This is a genomic window from Saccharothrix longispora (assembly GCF_031455225.1).
Lineage (GTDB): Bacteria > Actinomycetota > Actinomycetes > Mycobacteriales > Pseudonocardiaceae > Actinosynnema > Actinosynnema longispora.
Map to the genome: position 1 here is coordinate 118501 of NZ_JAVDSG010000001.1, position 18393 is coordinate 136893.

14 protein-coding genes are annotated in these 18393 nt (G+C 73.4%); 9 read left to right on the plus strand and 5 right to left on the minus strand.

The window, feature by feature from the left end; translation table 11 throughout:
- Positions 1-1863: a helix-turn-helix domain-containing protein gene (locus J2S66_RS00545; protein ID WP_310302265.1), complete on the plus strand. Its 1863-nt coding sequence runs from the start codon at positions 1-3 to the stop codon at positions 1861-1863.
- A 59-nt stretch (positions 1864-1922) separates the two neighbouring features.
- Here the strand turns inward: J2S66_RS00545 and J2S66_RS00550 are convergent, their stop codons facing one another.
- A complete protein-coding gene (locus J2S66_RS00550) occupies positions 1923-3275 on the minus strand; it encodes a tannase/feruloyl esterase family alpha/beta hydrolase (protein WP_374726058.1) in 1353 nt (450 codons plus the stop codon).
- A gap of 85 nt (positions 3276-3360) precedes the next feature.
- Here J2S66_RS00550 and J2S66_RS00555 point away from each other — a divergent pair, with 85 nt between their 5' ends.
- Together J2S66_RS00555 and J2S66_RS00560 are read left to right on the plus strand one after the other, a co-directional pair.
- Complete coding sequence (locus J2S66_RS00555; protein ID WP_310302271.1) at positions 3361-4293, plus strand: extracellular catalytic domain type 1 short-chain-length polyhydroxyalkanoate depolymerase; 933 nt, start codon at positions 3361-3363, stop codon at positions 4291-4293.
- 112 nt (positions 4294-4405) lie between these two features.
- A complete protein-coding gene (locus tag J2S66_RS00560; RefSeq protein WP_306750257.1) occupies positions 4406-4672 on the plus strand; it encodes a hypothetical protein in 267 nt (88 codons plus the stop codon).
- Between the two features lie 51 nt (positions 4673-4723).
- Here J2S66_RS00560 and secA2 read toward each other — a convergent pair whose 3' ends face one another.
- The 3 genes from secA2 to J2S66_RS00575 all read right to left on the minus strand — a co-directional run bounded on the left by secA2 (position 4724) and on the right by J2S66_RS00575 (position 11594).
- Positions 4724-7045, minus strand: coding sequence for an accessory Sec system translocase SecA2 (gene secA2 / locus J2S66_RS00565; protein ID WP_310302274.1), 2322 nt, complete (start codon positions 7043-7045; stop codon positions 4724-4726).
- 251 nt (positions 7046-7296) lie between these two features.
- On the minus strand, positions 7297-8613 hold the full coding sequence (locus tag J2S66_RS00570) for an MFS transporter (RefSeq protein WP_310302279.1): 1317 nt from the start codon (positions 8611-8613) through the stop codon (positions 7297-7299).
- Entirely contained in the window at positions 8610-11594 is a 2985-nt protein-coding gene (locus J2S66_RS00575) for an acetyl-CoA carboxylase family protein (RefSeq protein ID WP_310302282.1), read from the minus strand. The genes J2S66_RS00570 and J2S66_RS00575 overlap by 4 nt, the downstream gene beginning before the upstream one ends.
- A 192-nt stretch (positions 11595-11786) precedes the next feature.
- Here J2S66_RS00575 and J2S66_RS00580 point away from each other — a divergent pair, with 192 nt between their 5' ends.
- The 3 genes from J2S66_RS00580 (at position 11787) to J2S66_RS00590 (ending at position 14302) form a co-directional block, all read left to right on the plus strand.
- The gene (locus J2S66_RS00580) at positions 11787-12725 is read left to right on the plus strand and encodes a sporulation protein (protein ID WP_310314588.1); all 939 of its coding nucleotides are present in this window, start codon (positions 11787-11789) and stop codon (positions 12723-12725) included.
- A 16-nt stretch (positions 12726-12741) separates the two neighbouring features.
- Positions 12742-13014 (plus strand): GlsB/YeaQ/YmgE family stress response membrane protein, encoded by a 273-nt coding sequence (locus J2S66_RS00585; RefSeq protein WP_310302285.1) that lies wholly within the window; start codon positions 12742-12744, stop codon positions 13012-13014.
- An 88-nt stretch (positions 13015-13102) separates the two neighbouring features.
- A complete protein-coding gene (locus J2S66_RS00590) occupies positions 13103-14302 on the plus strand; it encodes a PIN-like domain-containing protein (RefSeq protein ID WP_310302288.1) in 1200 nt (399 codons plus the stop codon).
- An 18-nt stretch (positions 14303-14320) separates the two neighbouring features.
- Here J2S66_RS00590 and J2S66_RS00595 read toward each other — a convergent pair whose 3' ends face one another.
- Positions 14321-14944, minus strand: a complete 624-nt coding sequence (locus J2S66_RS00595) for a TetR/AcrR family transcriptional regulator (RefSeq protein WP_310302291.1) — start codon at positions 14942-14944, stop codon at positions 14321-14323.
- Positions 14945-15030: 86 nt separating this feature from the next.
- Between J2S66_RS00595 and J2S66_RS00600 the strand changes: the two genes are divergently transcribed.
- The 3 genes from J2S66_RS00600 (at position 15031) to J2S66_RS00610 (ending at position 18302) form a co-directional block, all read left to right on the plus strand.
- Positions 15031-16179, plus strand: a complete 1149-nt coding sequence (locus J2S66_RS00600; RefSeq protein WP_306750250.1) for an acyl-CoA dehydrogenase family protein — start codon at positions 15031-15033, stop codon at positions 16177-16179.
- Between the two features lie 159 nt (positions 16180-16338).
- Positions 16339-17541: an acetyl-CoA C-acetyltransferase gene (locus J2S66_RS00605; protein ID WP_310302295.1), complete on the plus strand. Its 1203-nt coding sequence runs from the start codon at positions 16339-16341 to the stop codon at positions 17539-17541.
- On the plus strand, positions 17541-18302 hold the full coding sequence (locus J2S66_RS00610) for an SDR family NAD(P)-dependent oxidoreductase (protein WP_306750248.1): 762 nt from the start codon (positions 17541-17543) through the stop codon (positions 18300-18302). The genes J2S66_RS00605 and J2S66_RS00610 overlap by 1 nt, the downstream gene beginning before the upstream one ends.
- The last annotated feature ends 91 nt before the right edge of the window (positions 18303-18393 follow it).

Here is an 18393-nt window from a genome sequence, read left to right on the forward strand (position 1 = left end):
ATGAGTGGGGCGGACGCGGTGGAGCACCTGCTGGAGCTGCTGGACCTGCTGGCGAACGACGCGGGCAGCGAGCGGCTCGCGGAGGTGCTCCCCGCGGCCCGCGCGGCGGGCGTGACCGGGGTCGGGCTGGACCGGGTCGCGCGGGCGGCCGAGTGGGCGATGCGGGTCCACCGCACGCTCACCGCGCACCGCCGCCGCGAGGCCGAGCTGGAGGCGTTGTTCGACACCGCCAACGACCTGGCCGGCGTGCGCGACCCGGACGCGGTGCTGCGCTCCATCGTGCGGCGCGCGCGGCAGCTCCTGGGCGCGGACATCGCCTACCTGAGCATGAACGACGTCGGCGAGCGCGGCACGTACATGCGGGTCACCGACGGGTCGATCTCGGCGCTGTTCCAACAGGTCCGGCTCGGCATGGGCGAAGGGCTGGGCGGGCTCGTGGCGCAGACCGCGCGGCCCTACGTGACCGCCGACTACTTCGCCGACGACCGGTTCGACCACACCGACCCGATCGACGCCGCCGTGCGCGACGAGGGCCTGGTCGCGATCCTCGGCGTGCCGCTGAAGCTCGACCGCCGCGTCATCGGCGTGCTGTACGCGGCCAACCGGTCGCCGCGCCAGTTCCCGCCGGAGGAGGTGGCGCTGCTGTCGTCGCTGGCCGACCACGCGGCCATCGCGCTGGACACCGCGCACCTGCTGGAGGAGACCCGCGCCGCGGGCGGCACGATCCGCGCGCACAACGAGGCCATGCGCCGCGCCGAGGAGGCCCACGACCGGTTGACGGACCTCGTGCTGCGCGGCGCGGACGTGCCCGAGGTGGCCGCCGCCGTGGCGCAGGTCCTCGACGGTGGGATCGTGGTGCACGACGCGGACGGCGGCGAGCTGGCCCGCATCGGCACCGCGCGGGTCCTGTCGTCGCGGCCCGCGGTCAACGCCTCGCGGGTGAGCGGCCGGGCCGTGCCGCAGGACGGCACGTGGGTGTGCGCGGTGCTGGCGGGCCGCGAGCTGCTCGGCGGCCTGACCCTCACCGACCGCCCCGACCTCGGCGATGCGGACCGCCGGCTGTTCGAGCGCGCGGGCGTGGTCACCGCCCTGCTGCTGCTCCTGCGCCGCACGGTCGCCGAGGCGGAGAACAAGGTGCGCGGCGAGCTGATCACCGACCTGCTCGCGCCGACCGGACCGGACCCGGTGGCGTTGCGCGCCCGCGCCCGCCGGGTGGGCGTCGAGCTGGCCGCCGAGCACGTCGTCCTGGTCGCCGACGGTCCCCGCGACCGGCTGCTGGCCGCCGCCGCGCACCACGCCTCGGCGTGCCGGGGGCTGGCGGGCGCGCACGGCGAGCACGTCGTGCTGGTGCTGCCCGGGGCCGACCTCCGCCGCGCCGCGCACGACGCCGCGCGGGTGCTGGGCGCCGCCGTCGGCGTGCCGGTGACCGTGGGCTCGGGCGGCCCGGCGCACGGGCCGCAGCACGTGGCGACCGCGCACGCCGAGGCCGCGCGGTGCCTGCGCGCGCTGCTCCGGCTCGACCGGCGGGGCACCGGCGGCACACTGGCCGACCTGGGGTTCGTCGGCGTCCTGCTGGGCGACCGGGCCGACGTGACCGGGTACGTGCGCGCCACGCTGGGGCCACTGCTGGACTACGACGCGAGCCGGGGCACCGAGCTGGTGCGGACGGTCACCGCGTACTTCGCGTGCGGCGCGAACCTCAGCCGCGCCAAGGAGGAGCTGCACGTGCACGTGAACACGGTCGTGCAGCGGCTCGACCGGGTGGCGTCGCTGCTGGGCGAGGACTGGCAGTCGCCGGAGCGGGTGCTGGAGGTGCAGTTGGCGCTGAAGCTGATGCGGGTCGTGGGCTCGGGGCAGCCCTGACCGCGCCGCCGCGCGTGACGCGCCCGGCGCGCCCACCGCGGGCGCGCCGGGCGGGGGCGTCACGCCAGGGCGCACTCCGTCGCGCTCACCACCGCGGGGCGCGGGACGGTCGCGGACGCGGGCGGGCGGGCGCCGGCCAGCCAGCCCTCCAGCGCCGCGAACGCCGTGCGGTGGCACGGGGTCAGCGGGCGCAGGCGGTCCGGGAAGGCGTCGTACAGCGAATCGACGTGCGTGCCGCCCTCGACGCGGTAGTACCGGAACAGGTGGCCGCGCCCGGCCGCGCGGACCAGGTCGGCGTACGCGTCGGAGCTCTTGGTGATCGGCAGCAGCGCGTCCAGGGTGCCGTGCAGGGTGAGCAGCGGTCTGCCGATGCGACCGGTCAGGGCGATGCGGGCGACGGCCCGCTGCGCCGCCGGCCGCGACGCGTAGTCGTAGTCGGCATCGCACAGCGGCGTGCCCGGCGCGCAGAACGGGGTGCCCGCCTCGGTCGCGCCGTCCCAGCCCGGGTCCAGCTCCTCGCGGTAGATCCGCTGGGTCAGGTCCCAGTAGTGCTGGTGGTGGAACGGCCAGAGGAACTCCGACTCGGCCGGGAAGCCCGCCGCGACCACCGCCGCGCGGTCGCCCGTCGCGTACCCGGCGAGCGCGGGCGGCAGGAAGGTCAGCAGGTTCGGGCCGCGCGCCGACCACAGCGCGCCCTCCCAGTCGACGCCGCCGTCGTACAGCTCGGGGTGGTTCTCCAGCTGCCAGCGCACCAGGTAGCCGCCGTTGGAGATGCCGGTGGCCAGGGTGCGTGACGGCGGGCGGCAGTAGCGCTGGGCCACGACGGTCCGCGCGGCGCGGGTGAGCTGCGTGACGCGGTGGTTCCACTCGGCGATGGCGTCACCCGGCCGCTCGCCGTCCCGGTGGAAGGTCACGCCGGTGTTGCCCTTGTCGGTGGCCGCGAACGCGTACCCGCGCGCCAGCGCGAAGTCGCTGATCGCCCGGTCGTTCGCGTACTGCTCGCGCACGCCCGGCGAGCCGGTGACGACGAGGCCGCCGTTCCAGCGGCGCGGCAGGCGGATCACGAACTGCGAGTCGTGCGCCCACCCGTTGTTGGTGTTGCCGGTGGAGGAGTCGGGGAAGTAGCCGTCGACCTGGGTGCCCGCCACCGGGGTCGGCGCGGGCAGGCCGGCCGGGGTGAGGCCCGCCCAGTCGGCCGGGTCGGTGCGCCCACCGGCGGTGGACAGGTCGTCGAGGTGGGTCAGTTCCTGGTGCGCGGCACCGGGAACGCGCAGGGGGCCGCATCCCTCTCGGGCGGACGCGGGCACCGCCTGCACCGTGGTCGCGAGGAGCGCTGCGATCAGCGGGACGGCGATGTTCACCCGTGGACCGTAGGGCGGTTCGCGGCGGCCCGGAATGGTCGCGGACCCCATGGCCGGTGCGGCGGTTGTGGTGCACGCCGCCATCGTGCCCGGCGCGGGGCCGCTCTTACCGTCGGGTGCGGACAAGGAGGTCCGCATGCGCGTACTCGCACTGGTCGCCCTGTTGTCGATGACGGTGTTCGCGCCACCCGCGCACGCCGCGAGCGTGGTCGAAGTCCCCTCGTTCGGGCCGAATCCCGGGAACCTGAAGATGTTCCGCCACGTGCCGGACGGACTGCCCGCGGGAAGCCCGCTGGTGGTCGTGCTGCACGGCTGCACGCAGGACGCCGGCTACGGCACGTCCAGCGGCTGGGTGTCGCTGGCCGGGCGGATGGGGTTCGCCGTCGTGCTGCCGCAGCAGCAGAGCGCCAACAACCTCAACAAGTGCTTCAACTGGTTCCAGGCCGCCGACACCGCCCGCGGGCAGGGCGAGGCGGCGTCGATCGCCTCGATGGTCGCCCGGGTGAAGGCCGACCACGGCACCGGGCGGACCTTCGCCACCGGGCTGTCCGCGGGTGGTGGGATGACCTCGGCCCTGCTCGCCGCCTACCCCGACGTGTACTCGGGGGGCGGCGTGGTGGCCGGACTGCCCGCGGGGTGCGCCACCACGGTGATCGACGCGTTCGGCTGCATGAACCCGGGCAGGAACCTCACGCCGGCGCAGTGGGGCGACAAGGTGCGCGCGGCGTCGTCGCACCGGGGTCCGTGGCCGACGATGACCGTGTGGCACGGGACGGCCGACCACACCGTCGTCGCGGCCAACCAGCGGGAGATCGTCGAGCAGTGGACCGACGTGCACGGCACCGACGCCACCGCCGACGTGACCGACACCGTTTCGAGCTACCCCCGTGCGACGTACTTCAACAACGCGGGGTCACCTGTGGTCCGTTCCCACACCGTCACCGGTATGGGGCACGGCCAACCGGTCGACCCCGGCGGGTCACCTCAGCAGTGCGGGACGGCAACGGCTTACGTGCTGGACGTGAATGCCTGTGCGGCCTACCACCTAGCACAGGAGTGGAGCCTTTAGACCTTCGATCGGGGTGTTTTGTCGCGGCTGGTCGGGGTAGCTGAGTTGACGCAGCGAAGTTCGCACCTCCAGGTGATTTACCTTCACCCGGCGTGAGGTGTCTGCTTCCGGGGTGACTGAGCAACGGCGCTCGAAGCGCGCAGAGCAGGAGTGGGACCTGATCCAGCGCATCCGGAACCTGGCCCACCTGGCCGAACGCACCGCGTTCGACCACTCCAACTTCGTCGGTCCGCCACCGTCCAAGCAGCACCTGGACATCCTGGCGGAGATCCGTGCGCTCACCGAGCAGGCGGTGCAGCAGCGGATGCCGAAGCCGACCGGTCTGCCCCGTCAGGCCGACCCGGTGGACGACGCGACGTTGGCCGCCCCCGCAGTCTGACCGCCGCAGCGGGCTGGGCCGCTCCCAGCCCGCACGACCCCCGTCCGCCGCTCAGCGGCGGCGGACCAGCTTCACCAGGCCCTTGAACGTCTCCTCCAGGCCGGAGGAGAACGGGTTGTCGTTGACCAGGTACGTCCACGTCGTGTTCGGGCGCTGCACGCCCGCCTCGGCGAGGTGCGCGCCGTCGGCGTCGATCTGCACCTTGGCGAACGTCTCCTCCGCCTCGTCCCAGGCGTCCGGCACGATCCTGTTGTAGGCCGGGATCGCCTCCCGGTGGAACTCGTCCAGCGGGTTCTGCCTGGCCAGCGCCCGCAGGTGGATGCCCTCGCGCAGGTCGGTCAGGAACGTCAGGTGGTCGCTCCACCGCTGGTCGAGGTGGTGCAGCGCGACCAACCGGGCCGCCTCGACCTTGATCCCGTGGTCGAGGTCCTCCAGCTCGTGCACCCGGTCGGGCTTGCGCGAGGACAGCTCCTCCCACGCCAGCTCCGTGCGCAGCAACTTGTCGCGGTGCTTGAGCAGCAGCAGCCGCTGGTGCTCGATCAACTTGTTGTAGCGCCACGTGTTGCGGTGGATCTCCAGCTGCACGCCCTCGGCGATGCGCTGCGCGTGCTCCACGGTGTGCAGCGTGCCCGAGTCGGTGACGCGGCCGGTCTCCTCGTCCACCTCGGCGGGCTCGTCGTGGTCCGGCACGTACTGGGTGACCAGCTCGTCCTGGAGCGAGGAGAAGAACACCGAGCCGCCGGGGTCGCCCTGGCGGCCCGCGCGACCGCGCAGCTGGTCGTCCAGCCGCGACGACGAGTGCCGGCCCGTGCCGATGACGTAGAGGCCGCCCAGCTCGGCGATGCGCTCCCGGTCGGTCGAGTCGTGCCCGCCCAGCCGGATGTCCGTGCCGCGACCCGCCATCTGGGTCGACACGGTGACGCGCCCGAACGAGCCCGCGTCGGCGATGATCGCGGCCTCCTCGGCGTCGTTCTTCGCGTTGAGGACCACGCACTCCAGGCCGGCCTCGGACAGCTTGCGCGACAGCCGCTCGGACTCGGCCACGTCGAGCGTGCCGACGAGGATCGGGCGGCCCGTCCCGTGGACCTCCTTGATCTCGGCGACGATCGCGGCTTCCTTCTGCTCCAGCGTCGCGTACAGGCGGGGCGCCTCGTCCTCGCGGACCGTCTCCACGTTCGGCGGGATGACCAGCACTTCCAGCTGGTAGAAGTCGCGCAGCTGCTCGGCCACGGCGACCGCGGTGCCGGTCATGCCGCACACCGTGGGGTAGCGGCTCAGCAGCGCCTGCACGGTGATCGAGTCGAGCACCTCGCCCGCGTCGGTCGTGGCGACGTTCTCCTTGGCCTCCACGGCGGCCTGGAGGCCGTCGGGCCAGCGCTGGAGCTTCGCGATCCGGCCGCGGGTGTCGTTGATCAGGTGGACCTTGCCGTCGCGCACGATGTAGTCGACGTCGCGGTGCAGCAGCACCTGGGCGTGCAGGGCGACGTTGACCTTGGACAGCGTGGTCGACACGTGCTCGTCGGAGTACAGGTCGATGCCGCCGAGCGCCCGTTCGACCAGCTCGCTGCCCGCGCCCGTCAGGTAGACGTTGCGCTCCTCGTCGTCGATCTCGAAGTGCAGGTCGCGGCGCAGCCGCTTGACCAGGTCGGCCAGGGCGGGGTCGACGGCGGGACCGGCCGTGGAGCCCGCGAGCACCAGCGGCACGCGCGCCTCGTCGACGAGGACGGAGTCGGCCTCGTCGACCAGCGCCACGCGGGGCTCCGGCACGATCAGGTCGCCCTCGTCGGTGGACAGCCGGTCGCGCAGCACGTCGAAGCCGATCTCGCTGACCGACGAGTAGGTGACCTCGGCCTGGTAGGCGGCGCGGCGCTCCTCGGGCTTGGAGCCCTGGTCGATCCAGCCGACGCTCACGCCGAGCAGCTCGTAGAGGGGGCCCATCCACTGGGCGTCGCGCTGGGCCAGGTAGTCGTTGACCGAGACCACGTGCACCCGGTCGCCGCGCAGCGCGAAGCCGGCGGCGGCGATGGCGCCGGAGAGCGTCTTGCCCTCACCGGTGGCCATCTCGACGACGTGGCCCTCCAGCAGCCCCAGGGAGCCCAGGACCTGCACGTCGAACGGTCGCAGCCCCAGGGCGCGGTCGGCGGCCTCCCGGCCGAGCGCGCAGACCTCGACCAGCTCCTGGCGGCCGAACTCGGACTTCCCGCGCAGCGCCGTGGCGGCCGCGGTCAGTTCCTCGTCACTCAGCGCCTTCACCCGCTCGGCCTGCTCGTTCACCTCGTCGAGCAGCTTGCGGTAGGGCGAGAGGTCGGCGGAGCCGGGCTTCTGCGCGAACCGGCGCAGCTGCTGCTTGAACCGTCCCAGGAGAGTGGTCACGGCACGGCAACGTACGGCAAGGCGACAACGTTCCGCACGTCACCCGGTTGACCGTTCACTCGTCTCGACACGCGAGTTCCGCACTACCACGAGGACGGAGGGACGAATCGGGCACTTTCCGGCACGGCGCCCTTCCGGGGCCGACTACGCGTCGTCACCCCCCGTGGTGCCCGGACAACCGGGGAAGGGGTGCGCCCCCGTGGGCGCACCCCGGGCGGTCGACCGTCGCCGCCGCTCCCGCCCCGACCTGGTCAGGTGCGGTGCGTCTCCCGCAGCCCCAGCACCGAACCCAGCGTCACCAGGCCCATGACCAGCAGGAACGCGGACACCGACATCGACGTCCCGGTCGCCGCCAGCAGCGCCGTCATGACGAACGGCGTGCCGCCGCTGACCAGGATCGACGCCAGCTGGTAGGCCAGCGACGCCCCCGAGTACCGCACCTGCGGCTCGAACAGCTCCGCCAGGTAGGCCGCCACCGGGCCGTAGACCAGGCTCGACGCCACGCCCGACACGGCCAGCGCCACGAAGATCAGCCCCAGCGACGCGGTGTCGATCAGCCAGAAGTACGGGAACGCCCACACCGTCATCCCCACCGCCCCGGCGATGATCAGCGGTCGCCGCCCGTGGGTGTCCGACCACCGACCGGCCAGCAGGATCACCGGCACCGACAGCAGCGACGACAGCAGCGTCACGACCAGCACCGAGTTGCGGGTCAGGCCGAGGTCCCGCGTGGCGTAGTCCAGCACGCCCGCGATGCTGACGTAGAACACGGCGTTCGAGGCGAACATCAGCCCCGCGCCCAGCAGCACCGGCCGCCGGTGGGTGCGCAGGACCTCCGACAGCGGCGCGGCCGGGGGAGCCGGGGCGGACCCGCGCCGCTCCTTGATCTCCCGGAACACCGGGCTGTCCTCCACCTTCAGCTGGATGAACAGCACCACCGGGAACAGCAGCGCGCTGGCCAGGAACGGCACCCGCCAGCCCCACGACGCGAACTCCGCCGCCGGCACCAGGGCGCCCACCAGCAGGAACGCCACGTTGCCGAGGATCACGCCCAGCGGCACACCGGCCTGGCCGAACGTGCCCGCGAAGCCCCGCCTGCCCGGCCCGGCGGTCTCGGTCAGCAGCAGCACGACGCCGCCCCACTGGCCGCCGACCGCGATGCCCTGGAGGAACCGCAGCACCACCAGCAGCACGGGCGCCAGCACGCCGATCGACGCGCTGGTCGGCAGCAGGCCGATGAGGAACGTCGCGAGCGCCATCATCGCCAGGCACGCCACCAGCGCGGGCTTGCGGCCGAACCGGTCGCCCACGTGCCCGAACACCAGGCCGCCGATCGGCCGGGCGACGAAGCCCGCCCAGAACGTGCTGAACGACAGCAGCAGCCCGATCAGCGGCGTCGCCCCCGGGAAGAACAGCTTCGGGAACACGAGCGCCGCCGCGGTGGCGTAGATGAAGAAGTCGTACCACTCCAGGCTGCTGCCCACGAGGCCGGCGCCCATGAGCTTGCGCAGCGTGCGGCGCTGGTCGGGTGGTGCGGTCGTGACCATTCTTTTCTCTCTTCCCTTCACCAGGTGTCCACGAACGGGCGTTTCTTCCCGACCCGCGCGACGCGGTCGGGAGAGGTCAACTGGGTGGTGACCCAGTGCCGCGTGTCCGCCGGGTCGACGACGTCGTCGATCTCGAACGCGGACGCGACGTTGAGCGCCTTGCCGTGCTCGTAGGCGGCGGCGACCATGGCCTCGAACGCCTCGCGCCGCTGCGCGGGGTCGTCGATGGCGTCCAGCTCGCGCCGGTACCCCAAGCGCACCGCGCCCTCCAGCCCCATCGGGCCGAACTCGCCGCTGGGCCACGAGATCGCGAACCTCGGCACCTTGAGGCTGCCCGCGGCCATCGCCTGCGCGCCCAGCCCGTACGCCTTGCGCAGCGCCACGAACCCGAACGGCACGTCGAGGTTCGCGCCCGCCACGAGCAGCCGGGTCAGGTGCCGCACGGTGGCGGTGCGCTCGGCGTCCGGGCCGACCATGAACCCCGGTGTGTCGCACAGCGACAGCACGGGCAGGTCGAACGCGTCGCACAGCTGGAGGAACCGGGCGGCCTTGTCGGCGGCGTCGGAGTCGATCGCGCCGCCCAGGTGCGCCGGGTCGTTCGCGATCAGCCCCAGCGGCCTGCCCTCGACCCGCACGAGCGCCGTGACGATCCCGCGCCCGAACGCGGCGCGCAGCTCCAGCACCGACCCGGTGTCGGCCAGCGTCTCCACCGCGGCCCGCACGTCGTAGGCGCGCACCCGGTCCTCGGGCACGACGTGCCGCAGCAGGCGCTGGTCGGCGCACTCCCACCGGTCCACCGGCCCCTGGAAGTACGACAGGTACTTGCGCGCCACGGCGACCGCCTCGGCGTCGTCGTCGACCAGCACGTCGACGACGCCGTTGGGCACCTGCACGTCGACCGGCCCGACCTCCTCCGGCCGGAACACGCCGAGCCCGCCGCCCTCGATCATCGCCGGGCCGCCCATGCCGATGGTGGCGTCCCGGGTCGCGATCACCACGTCGCACGTGCCCAGCAGCACGGCGTTGCCCGCGAAGCACCGGCCCGACGCGATGCCCACCAGCGGCACCAGCGCGGACAGCTTCGCGAACAGGTGGAACGCCATGCAGTCCAGCCAGCTCACACCGTCGTGGTCGGTGTCGCCGGGCCGACCGCCGCCGCCCTCGGCGAACAGCACCACGGGCAGCCGCTGCCGCTCGGCCAGGACGAACATCCGGTCCTTCTTGGCGTGGTTGCGGATGCCCTGCGTGCCCGCCAGCACCGCGTAGTCGTAGGACATGGCCACGACCCGCTCGCCGCCCACCACGCCGATGCCCGCGACCAGGCCGTCGGCGGGGGTGCGCTCGACCAGCTCGTCCAGCGACCGGCGGCGGCGCTGCGCGGCGATGGCGAGGCCGCCGTACTCGGTGAAGTCCTCGCACAGGTCGGCGATGTTCTCCCGCGCGGTGCGCCGGCCGGCCGCGTGCCGCGCGGCCTCCGCCTCCGGGCGGGCGAAGTCGTGCCGGGCCAGCGTCTCGGCCAGGTCGGGGCGCACCTCGTCCAGGTCCACCTCGACGGCCTTCGCGGTCGCCCCGATGTCGACGCCCGCCGCGTCCACGCCCTCGGCGAGCAGCGCCCCCTCCGGCACCTGGTCGCCCACGGACACCAGCACGCGGCCGTCGCCGACCGCCACGACGTGCTGCATCTTCATCGCCTCGACGACGACCTGGCCGTCCTCGACCGCGACCACGACGCCCTGCACGGGGGAGCGGGCGCCGGTGTCCTCGCGCGGCAGCGAGTCGACGAGGCCGGTGTGCGCGCGCAGCACGTCCGGGTGGTCCAGCAGACCGCGCAGGAACGGGATGTTCGTGCGGGCGCCGTCCACGGCGAACTCGTCGAGCGCCCGCCTGGCCCGCCGCAGCGCCGTGGCCGGGTCGTCGGCGTGCACGACGACCTTCGCCAGCAGGGGGTCGAAGCCCAGGCCCGCCCGGTAGCCGACGGAGGCGTGCGTGTCCACCCGCACGCCCGGCCCGGTCGGTGGCGTGAACGCCGACAGCCGCCCGGTCGAGGTCAGGCTCACCCGCAGCTGGAGCGCGCTGCCGCGCGGGGTGTGCGCCAGGTCCGGCTCGACCTCGGAGGCCAGCAGCAGCTGCGCCCGCACCAGGTCCAGGCCGGTGACCTGTTCGGTGACGGTGTGCTCGACCTGGAGGCGGGGGTTGGCCTCCAGGAACGCGAACCGCCCGTCCGGCGCGAGCAGGAACTCCACCGTGCCGAGCCCGGTGTAGCGGACGGCGCGGGCGATGACGGTCGCCGCGTCGTGCAGGGCGGCGCGCAGGTCGTCGGCCAGGTCCGGCGCGGGGGCGATCTCGATCACCTTCTGGTGGTGCGACTGCACCGAGCAGTCGCGGTCGCCGAGCACGGTCGTGCCGACCAGTTGCACCTCGACGTGCCGCGCGGGTTCCAGCAGCTCCTCGACGTACACGGCGTCATCGCCGAACGCGGCCAGCGCCTCGGCCCGGCACCGGCGCACCGCCGCGTCCAGGTCGGCGAGCCCGCGCACGATCCGCACCCCCTTGCCGCCGCCGCCCGCGACCGCCTTCACCACGCACGCCCCGTGCACGCGGAAGAACCCCTCGAAGTCCTCGCCGGCGCCGGCCAGGACGGGCACGCCCGCGCCGGCGGCCAGCGCGCGGGCCCGGGTCTTGTCGCCGAGCAGCTCCAGCACCTCGGGCGGCGGTCCGACGAAGGTCAGGCCGGCCTCGGCGCAGCGGCGCGCGAACCCGGCGTTCTCGGCGAGGAAGCCGTAGCCGGGGTGCACCAGGTCGCAGCCGGACGCCGCGCCGAGCACCGCGTCCGCGTCCAGGTACGACCGCTGGTCGGGCAGGCGCACGGCGCGGTCGGCGAACCGGGCGTGCGCGTCGTCGGAGTCGGTGACCAGTGCGACGGTGCCCCAGCCGAGGTCGGCGGCGGCGCGCAGCACGCGGACGGCGATCTCGCCCCGGTTGGCGACGAGCAGCGTGGGCACGGGCTGACCTCCAAAGCGTCTCCACGGTCCTGAGCGACCGCTTAGTATGTGACGGCGGTCGCATACTGGCACCCGGGCTTAGCGTTCGTCCAGAGGGAACCGATCCACCGGGTGGGACGTCCTTGGTGCATTCGGCCCCAGGGGCGCGATCCGGAGAGCAGTCCAGGAGGCACCACCGTGGTTTTCAAGAGGATGTTGCGCGCGTTCGGGGTCGGCGGTCCCACGGTGGACACGGTGCTGACCAACCCGAACGTCCGGCCGGGCGAGCTGCTCACCGGCGAGGTCCGGATCATGGGCGGCGACCACCCCGCCGACATCGACGAGGTCAAGCTGTCGCTCGTCACCCGGGTCGAGGTGGAGAGCGGCGACAACGAGCACAACCGCACCGTCGAGTTCGCCCGGCTCGTCGTCGGCCGGCGCATCGCCGTCGGCCCCGGCCAGAACCTCGTGCTCCCGTTCCAGTTCCCCGTGCCGCTGGAGACGCCGCTGACCGTCGTGCACGGCCAACCGCTGCACGGCATGACCATGGGCCTGCGCACCGAGCTGGAGGTGCGCGGCGCCGTCGACCCCGGCGACCTCGACCCGGTCGCCGTGCACCCGGTGCACTCGCAGGAGCACGTGCTCAACGCGTTCGGCGCCCTCGGCTTCCGCTTCCAGCGGGCCGACAACGAGCAGGGCCGCATCCACGGCGTGCCGCAGCAGCTGCCGTTCTACCAGGAGATCGAGTTCCTGCCGCCGCAGCAGTTCCTGTCCAGGATCAGCCAGCTGGAGCTGACCTTCGTGACCGACCCCCACCACCTCTACACGGTGCTGGAGGCCGACCGCCGGGGCGGCCTGTTCCGGCAGGGCGGCGACTCGTTCGGGCACTTCGCGATGACCCACGACGAGGTGGTCCGCACGGACTGGGCGGCGCTGGTGCACCAGTGGATGGAGCAGGTCGCGGGCAGGCGCTCGTCCGGCGGTCACGGGATGCACGGCGGTCACGGGATGCACGGCGGTCACCACGGCGGCCACCACGGTCGGGGGATGGGCGCCGGCGGCCTCGTCGCGGGCGCCGCGGCCGGCGTGTTCGGTGGGATGATCCTCGGTGAGGCCCTCGACGAGGTCGGGGACTTCTTCGAGGGCGAGTGACCAGGCAGGAGGCGTCATGGGCATCGACAGCGTCATCGGCGGTTTGATCATCGGCCTCGTCATCGGCTTGCTGGGCAAGCTGGTCGCACCGGGCAAGCAGGCCATCCCGATCTGGCTGACGATCGTGGTCGGCGTCGTGTCGGCCTTCCTGGGCACGCTCGTGGCCCGCGCGTTCGGCGTCGAGGAGACACCGCGCATCGACTGGCTCGAACTGCTCTTCCAGGTCGTCATCTCCGCCGTCGGCGTCAGCCTCGCGGCGGGTTTCTACGGCAAGACGTCCAGGCGCTAGCCGGTCCGCCGGCCGGGGGACCTCCCGCCCGGGAGGTCCCCCGGGACCCCTGCTCCCCGCGCGGAGGCGGGGGGACGACAATCCCGGGATGCCCGACGCGCAGCCGACCGACGGCACGACCAGGGGAATCCTCGACGACTTCGGCGCCTACCGCACGGCGCGGCCCGACCACCACCGCGACCTGTTCGCGCGCGGCATGGTCGTGCTCGACACCGCGACCCTCCTCGACCTCTACCGCTACCCCGCCGCCGCCCGCGCGGACCTGCTCAAGGCGCTGCACCGGGTGCGCGACCGCCTCTGGGTGCCGCACCAGGCGCTGGCCGGGTTCTGGCGGGGCCGGGAGGCCGCGCTCGGCGACGTGGGGCGGGCGACCGACGAGGCGGCCGCCGCGCTCGCCGCGGCCGAGGAGCAGGCGCTGCGCGGCCTGCGCGCCTGGGCGGACCGGGTGTCGCTCGACGCCGAGTCGCTGCACGGGCTGGAGCAGGGCCTGCGCGACGCGCACGGGCACGTGGCCGACCGCCTCGCCGACGTCGCCCGGCGGCACGTGACCGCCGTGGCCGACACCGAGGAGGACCCGGTCGTGGCCGACCTCGACGGCCTGCTCTACGGGCGCGTCGGCGAACCGCACCCCCACGAGCCGGCCGACGAGCCGGCGTGGCGCGGGGTCTGGCGGGAACTGCTCGTCGAGGCCACCGCGCGCCGGCAGGACGTCCTGCTCGTCACCGGCGGCTCCGGGGACGGCTGGTGGCGCGTCGACGACGAGGGCAACCCCCGCGGCCCCCGGCCCGACCTGTACGAGGAGTTGCGCGCGGCGGCCGGGGTGCGGCTGTTCCTGATGCGCCCGGACACCTTCCTGCGGCACGCCCGCGAGCAGTTCGACCTCGCCGTGCCGGAGGGGTCGTTCGCCGACGTCGGCCGCGCCGCGCGGCCCCGGGAGGACGTCACCGGGCTGGAGCGGCTGGCCGGCGCGTTCGTCGCGGACCAGGGCTTCGAGGCGGTGGTGGTCGACTACCGGCGCAACCACGTGGTCGTCGAGGGGGAGCGCCGGGGCGTCGAGCGCGGCGCGCTGGTGCTCGACGCGCAGCGGGGCGACCCGAGGGCCGCCGCGGCGTGGATCGGCGGGCTCGCGCGCAGGCACGCGGGCATCGGCGTGGTCGTCTTCCCCGAACGGCCCGCGGACATGCTGCTCAACGGCGTGAGCGTGCTGGGCGTGCCGGCCGTGTGGCGGTCCGGCGCGGGGTGGGACGGCTCCGACTCCGCCCGTGAGCAGGGCTGGCTGACGCGCTGAGGGGCCGAGGGGCGGGCCTCAGGGGGCGGACGCGCCCACCATGCGCAGCACGAGGTCCGCGTACAGGTCGCCGATCTCCTCCGGCGTGCGGCCCCGGTCCGGCTTGAACCAGCGGGCCACGTCGATGCACAGCGACAGCACCGCCAGCACCGCGCCGCGCACGTCGGGCACGTCGAACTCGCCCGCGCGCACGCCCGCCTCGACCATGTCGCGCACGGCCGCCTCGATGCGCCGGCGCAGCTCCGCGACCTCGGCCAGGTGCTCGGGGGTCAGCGCGCTCAGCTCGTACTGCACGACCCGCGCGGTCGTGTGGAACTCGGCGTGCCAGGACGCGAACGCGCGCACGGCCGCCGCCAGGCGCGTCGTCGGCGGTCCGTCGGGCACGCGGGTCAGCACGGACAGCGACGTCGTGTGCCCGACCCGGGAGATCTGGAAGAGCAGTTCCTCCTTGGACCGGTAGTGGATGTAGACCGCGGCCGGGGACATGCCGGCCTGCGCGGCGATGTCCCGCGTGGTCGTCGCGTGGTAGCCGCGGACCGAGAACGCGGCGGCGGCGGCGATGAGCATGCGCCTCGCCGCGGGGGGCGTCACCGACGCCCAGGTCTCGTCCAGCAGCGCGAACTCGCCGCGGGTCGACGTCATCACACCCTCCTTGACACGAAGTCGGACGATACCGCACGCTAAGCACACGCTTAGGCCTAAGCAACCGCTTAGTATGGAGGTCCCGAGTGCGCCGCACGCTGTTCGAACCCGACCACGACGCGTTCCGCGAGACCGCGAGGGCATTCGTCGACCGCACGCTCAAGCCGGGTTACGAGAAGTTCGTCGAACAGCGCCACATCGACCGGGAGGTGTGGCTGGAGGCGGGCCGCCAGGGCCTCCTCGGCCTGGAGATCCCCGAGGAGCACGGCGGCAGCGGCGCGAACGACTACCGCTTCAACGCCGTCCTCGGCGAGGAGCTGTCCAAGGTCAGCGCCGGCATGGCGTCGTGCCTGGGCATCCACGGCGACGTCGTCGCCCCCTACCTGGCCGACCTGTGCACCGAGGAGCAGAAGCGGCGCTGGCTGCCCCGGTTCTGCTCGGGCGAGATGACCACGGGCATCGGCATGACCGAGCCGTCCGGCGGCTCCGACCTCGCCGCGCTCAAGAGCAACGCCGTGCGCAAGGGCTCCGACTGGGTCCTCAACGGCTCGAAGACGTTCATCACCAACGGGTTCTCCGCCGACATGGTGGTCATCGCCGCGCGCACCAACCCCGACGTCAAGCCCGCCCGCGGCATCACGCTGTTCGCCGTCGAGACCGGCATGAAGGGCTTCGAGCGCGGCCGCAAGCTCGACAAGGTCGGCCAGCCCGAGTCCGACACCGCCGAACTGTTCTTCGACGACGTGCTGATCCCCGCCGGGAACGTCATCGGCGAGGTCGACAGGGGCTTCATCCACATGATGGAGCGCCTGCCGCAGGAACGCCTCGGCGGCGCCATCTCCAACCTGGCGCACGCCAGGCAGATCCTGGAGGAGACGATCGCCTACGCCAAGGAGCGCAAGGCGTTCGGCCAGGCCATCGGCACGTTCCAGCACAACAAGTTCACGCTCGCCGAACTGGTCACCAAGGTCGACGTGACGCAGGCGTTCCTGGACCAGTGCACCGACGCGCACACCCGCCGCGAGCTGTCCGCCACCGACGCCGCCAAGGCGAAGTACTGGAGCTCGGACGTGCAGAACGAGGTCATCGACGCCTGCGTGCAGCTGCACGGCGGCTACGGCTACATGACCGAGTACCGCGTGGCCCGCGCCTGGATGGACGCCCGCGTCACCAGGATCTGGGCCGGCTCCAACGAGATCATGAAGGAACTGATCGGCCGCGACCTGGGCCTGTAGTCCCCCCAGCGCGCACCACCACGCGAGGCCGCGTCGGCCTGTCGGGTCGCCTTCCGGAAAAATCACGCCCTTCGATTTTTCCGGAAGACGCCCCGATGGGCCGACCTCAGGCGGCCGAGCCGCCACCTGCGAAGCAGTGGCAGAAGATGAGGAGAGTTCATGCCCGAGGCTGTCGTCGTCGCCACCTCGCGGTCCCCGATCGGCCGCGCCCGCAAGGGTTCGCTGGTCGACCTGCGACCGGACGACCTCGCCGCGCAGATCGTCGGCGCGGCCCTCGCCCAGGTGCCCGAGCTGGACCCGCGCGAGATCACCGACCTGCACCTGGGGTGCGCCGAACCGCAGGACGAGCACGGCCAGAACGCGGCCCGCCGGATCGCGGTGCAGCTCGGCCTGGACACGGTGCCCGGCACCACGGTCAACCGGTTCTGCGCCTCCTCGGTGCAGACCGCGCGGATGGCGTTCCACGCGATCAAGGCGGGCGAGGGGCACGCGTTCGTCAGCGCGGGCGTGGAGTGCGTCTCCCGCTACCGGCACGGCGACCCGCACCTCAACCCGCTGTTCGCCGACGCGATGACCCGCACCGAGCGCACCGCCGCGACCAACGAGGTGTGGCACGACCCGCGCGAGGACGGCCTGCTGCCGGACTACTACATCTCCATGGGGCAGACCGCGGAGAACGTCGCCACGCTGCTCGGCATCTCCCGCGCCGAGCAGGACGAGTTCGGCGTGCGCTCGCACAACCTGGCCGAGAAGGCGATCGCCGACGGCTTCTTCGAGCGCGAGATCACCCCGGTGATCCTGCCCGACGGCACGGTGGTGCGCACCGACGACGGCCCGCGCAAGGGCGTGACACCGGAGGCGGTCGGCGCGCTCACGCCGTCCTTCCGCCCACAGGGGACGGTCACGCCCGGCAACTGCTGCCCGCTCAACGACGGCGCGGCGGCCGTGGTGGTCATGAGCGACACGAGGGCGCGCGAGCTCGGCCTGACCCCGTTGGCGCGCATCGTGTCCACCGGCGTGTCCGGCCTCAGCCCGGAGATCATGGGACTCGGCCCCGTCGACGCCACCCGGCAGGCCCTCGGGCACGCGGGCATGTCCATCGGCGACATCGACCTGGTCGAGATCAACGAGGCGTTCGCCGTGCAGGTGCTGGGCAGCCAGCGCGCGCTCGGCATCGACGTCGACAAGCTCAACGTGCACGGCGGTGCCATCGCGCTGGGCCACCCGTTCGGCTCCACCGGCGCGCGCATCATGACGACCCTGATCAACGGGATGCGCGCCCGCGACGCGCAGTTCGGCCTGGAGACCATGTGCGTCGGCGGCGGTCAGGGCATGGCGATCATCCTGGAAAGGCTCTCCTGATGGGCATCCTCGACAAGTTCCGGCTCGACGGGAAGGTCGCGATCGTCACCGGCGCCTCGTCGGGTCTGGGCGTGGCGTTCGCCAAGGGCCTCGCCGAGGCGGGCGCGGACGTCGTGCTGGCCGCGCGCCGCGTGGACCGCCTGGAGGCCACCGCGCGGCTGGTCGAGGCGGCCGGCCGGCGGGCGCTGGTCGTGGCCGCGGACGTGGCGCAGCCCGACGACTGCCGCGAGGTGGCCCGCGCCGCCGCCGACTTCGGCCGGGTCGCGGTGCTGGTGAACAACGCGGGCGTGGCGTCCGCGGTGCCCGCGTCGCGGGAGACGCCCGAGCAGTTCCTCGGCGTCATGGACGTCAACCTCAACGGCGCCTACTGGATGGCCCAGGCGGCGGCGGCCGTGATGACCGACGGCGGGTCGATCGTCAACGTGTCGTCCGTGCTCGGCCTGGTCTCCGGCGGGCTGCCGCAGGCCGCCTACTCCGCGTCGAAGGCCGGACTGCTCGGCCTGACCCGCGACCTGGCCCAGCAGTGGACCGGCCGCAAGGGCATCCGGGTCAACGCCCTCGCGCCCGGCTACTTCGCCTCCGAGATGACCGACCAGTACCCCGAGGGCTACCTGGAGGGGCACATCGCGCGCCTGCCGCTGGGCCGGGTGGGCGATCCGGAGGAGCTGGCGGCGGCCGTGGTGTTCCTCGCCTCCCCGGCGGGCGGCTACACCACCGGCGCGACGTTCGTCGTCGACGGCGGCGTGACGCTCGGGGGCTGATCCGCCCGTTGCGGTGACGTCGCGGCACGGGGCGACCTAACCTGGTGGTCCGGCACTTCGATCACCGGCGCAGGGGAGTCCCGTGGTCGCG